The organism is Prevotella sp. HJM029 (genome assembly GCF_000599605.1).
Taxonomy (GTDB): domain Bacteria; phylum Bacteroidota; class Bacteroidia; order Bacteroidales; family Bacteroidaceae; genus Prevotella.
The window spans coordinates 7,613-10,144 of record NZ_KK082664.1; the positions used below are offsets into that span (position 1 = coordinate 7,613).

A 2,532-nucleotide genomic window follows, 5' to 3' on the forward strand; every position below is an offset into this window, starting at 1 on the left:
CGGTAGTAGTCCCATCTATGTCTACAAGATTAGGAAAATCTTGCCATGCCCGCTCCTTCAAACTTGTAGTAGCCAAATATAGTAGAATGTGTAGTATTGCCTTCTACTACAAAGTGATACTGATTATCAATCACTTATCACAGAATAGTATGTAGTAAGAAGAAAGATGAAAAAGTTTGGAGGGGGAAAACTTTGGAAAAGGTAAAACCCCAAAAACAGACAAACATAAATAATTATCATTCAACCCATTAATGTATCAAAACAATGAAAGAAGAAGATTTATCACGTATCAAGCGATACCCCATCGTGGAGTATCTCGAAAGGAAAGGCATCAAGCTTGTACGCAAAACACCGACCTATGCCATATACCGTTCACCACTCAGGGAGGAAACGCAGCCGAGTTTCAAGGTGGACACAGAGAAGAACCTTTGGATAGATTATGGCGAAGGACGGGGCGGAAGCATAATCGACCTCTGTATGCGTATGGAGGGCTGCACGCTATCTGAAGCCATCCGCCGTTTGGGGCAGAACGCTCCCGTTAATGACACATATAGTTTTCTTAATGACTTCGTGCCGAATAATTCCCAACCTATGATGGCTATAAATGGAGCTAGGAGACTGATAGAAATATCAGACACCCTGCCGCCATATTTTCAGGAATACCTTATGAAGGAACGCTGTATTGATTTGGAAAAGGCTACGCCTTTCCTCAAATGTATCAGCTATGAGGTAAGGGGCAGGCACTACCAAGCCATTGGCTTTGCCAATCTCTCTGGCGGCTATGAGCTTCGGGACGACAAGACGTTCAAGGGAACGATAGCCCCGAAGGACATTACTCCGATATTCACGGATAGAGCGGAGCCTGTATGTATCTTTGAAGGCTTCATGGACTTCCTCTCCTTCCTTTCAATGAAAGAAGAGATTACCAACCACTGCCTTGTGATGAACTCCGTGAGCAACGTGGCAAGGACTATCCGCTATTTGAATGACCGACACCTCACCCATATCCGCGCCTTCCTTGACAATGATGAAGCAGGACGGAGGGCTGTTCAAGATTTCATAAAGACAGGCTTCCATGTTGAGGACATGAACATACATTACAAAGACTTCAAGGATCTCAACGATTTTCATGTCAGCCGTGTCCGTGAGCGGCAGGAACGGAAAGCGCAGGAACAGACACACATATCAATTACAGGACAAAACAAGAAATCAAAACAAGTCAAACTTAAAATGAAATAGAAATGGAAAAGGAAACTATGATGAGTGACAAAGACCTTTCATGGTTCTTGGGTGTGGAAGATGAAACAGAGAACGAATCTACTTCACAAGAAGCGACTGCAGTTCCTGAAAGAGAAAGACCAACAAACAAGCAGGACACAGAGAATACCATGCACTCCGAGCCTGCACGGAACACTGAGAGTGCAACTGTTCCAAGACGTATCAGTGCCAAGATGAGAAAGAAGACACTCGAAGCCTACAAGCAAGCCTATCTTGTGCCGACTAAGTTAAACAACCGTAAGGCGGTCTATCTGAGTAGGGAGACACAGGAGCGTGCCGACTTCATTGTGCGTAGGTTAGGCGACAGGGGTAGCAACCTTTCAAGCTTTGTGGAGAACATAGTTCGTCAGCATCTGGAGGAATATGGTGAGGACATAGAGAAATGGAGAAGACTGTAAGCCGTAAGAAAAGGTAGACGGTTTTCTGGAAAAAGGTCTACCCTTTCTTCAAAATAGGTCTACCTTTTTTGCTAAAAGGGTCTACCTTTTCTTCTTCGGCTTAGTTCTCTGTGAGAATGCCACGAACGCAGTTAGTCATAGAATACACGGAATTCATTTTTAGGCAATAAAACGTTTTAAGCGTAAATAATTTATTCGGTAGCATTGCAAGACGTCAGTTTGTACCCACAAACTGCTCTTGCTCCCCTCGTCAGACTATCGGGGAGATAAGACCGTAATCACTCCGTTCTCATCGGTCAGCATTCAGGAATTAAGCAATAACAAATCATCTACAATGATAAACTTTCAAGGAAACTTATATGAACAGATATAATAGAAAGACTGCCCGATGGCAGCAACAGAATAAGGAAGAGCAGAAGATGAACAAGACAGAGTTCATCAAGGTAAGATGCACCTTAGAAGAAAAGCAGCGTATTAAGTCAAAGGCAGAAAGTGCGGGACGTAAGTTCTCTGATTACTGCCGTGAGATACTCCTAAGTGGAGAGGTGGCAGCCGTTCCCAAGATGACAGACAATGAGAGGGAAGCCATTGCCATCCTCCAGCATACAGGACGGTTCTATGGGCAGATTTCTAACCTCATCAAAGTAAAAGATGAGAGATGGGTACATATTACACAGAACCTTTCGCTATGTGCCAAAGAGGCATTTAAGCGATTTTACGACCCCCATTTTCGTGTGGACGATGAGGTATATAAGGTCTTAAATATGAGAAGAGATGATAGGAAAGTGTAAGGCGATAGCGCACGGCAGCACGGCTTTAGACTATATTTTCAGAGAGGGCAAAATCGGTAGTCGGC

Annotated in this window: 3 protein-coding genes and 1 pseudogene; all 4 read left to right on the forward strand. The window is 43.9% G+C overall.

Annotated features, from left to right (window positions below; genetic code table 11):
- Positions 1 to 264: 264 nt before the first annotated feature.
- Positions 265 to 1,239, forward strand: coding sequence for a toprim domain-containing protein (locus X919_RS0108110; protein ID WP_028899681.1), 975 nt, complete (start codon positions 265 to 267; stop codon positions 1,237 to 1,239).
- A 2-nt stretch (positions 1,240 to 1,241) separates the two neighbouring features.
- Positions 1,242 to 1,676, forward strand: a complete 435-nt coding sequence (locus X919_RS0108115) for a DUF3408 domain-containing protein (protein WP_028899682.1) — start codon at positions 1,242 to 1,244, stop codon at positions 1,674 to 1,676.
- Positions 1,677 to 2,035: 359 nt separating this feature from the next.
- On the forward strand, positions 2,036 to 2,467 hold the full coding sequence (locus X919_RS0108120; RefSeq protein WP_028899683.1) for a plasmid mobilization protein: 432 nt from the start codon (positions 2,036 to 2,038) through the stop codon (positions 2,465 to 2,467).
- Positions 2,451 to 2,532, forward strand: a pseudogene (locus X919_RS17255) (mobilization protein); the annotation flags it as partial. The gene X919_RS0108120 and the pseudogene X919_RS17255, both read left to right, overlap by 17 nt.

Excerpts from the sequence above, each read along its gene's own strand:
- X919_RS0108110 (WP_028899681.1), top strand. The coding sequence starts at position 265 with ATGAAAGAAGAAGATTTATCACGTATCAAGCGATACCCCATCGTGGAG.
- X919_RS0108115 (WP_028899682.1), top strand. The coding sequence starts at position 1,242 with ATGGAAAAGGAAACTATGATGAGTGACAAAGACCTTTCATGGTTCTTG.
- X919_RS0108120 (WP_028899683.1), top strand. The coding sequence starts at position 2,036 with ATGAACAGATATAATAGAAAGACTGCCCGATGGCAGCAACAGAATAAG.